Below are 298 nucleotides of genomic sequence, written 5' to 3' on the forward strand. Positions count from 1 at the left end.
CGGCGAGTGGTTCGGCAGCCAGTACTACGGCCTGCAGCCCGACCTGATGACCATCGCCAAGGGGCTGACCAGCGGCTACGTGCCGATGGGTGGCCTGATCGTCAGCGACAAGGTGTTCGAGGTGATCGAGGCGCATGGCGATTTCAATCATGGCTTCACCTATTCCGGACATCCGGTGGCGGCGGCGGTGGGCCTGGAGAACCTGCGCATCCTCAAGGAAGAGGGCATCGTCGAGCGGGTGAAGGCGGAAACGGCACCGTATTTGCAGAAGCGTCTGCGCGAGCTGGCGGATCACCCG

1 protein-coding gene is annotated in these 298 nt (G+C 63.8%); it reads left to right on the plus strand.

Annotated features, from left to right (window positions below; all coding sequences use genetic code 11):
* Positions 1–298: aminotransferase class III-fold pyridoxal phosphate-dependent enzyme (locus E4487_RS25045; protein ID WP_175254555.1), on the plus strand; the 298-nt coding region annotated here is incomplete at both ends.

The organism is Pseudomonas sp. BMW13 (genome assembly GCF_013357275.1).
GTDB classification, from domain to species: domain Bacteria; phylum Pseudomonadota; class Gammaproteobacteria; order Pseudomonadales; family Pseudomonadaceae; genus Aquipseudomonas; species Aquipseudomonas khazarica.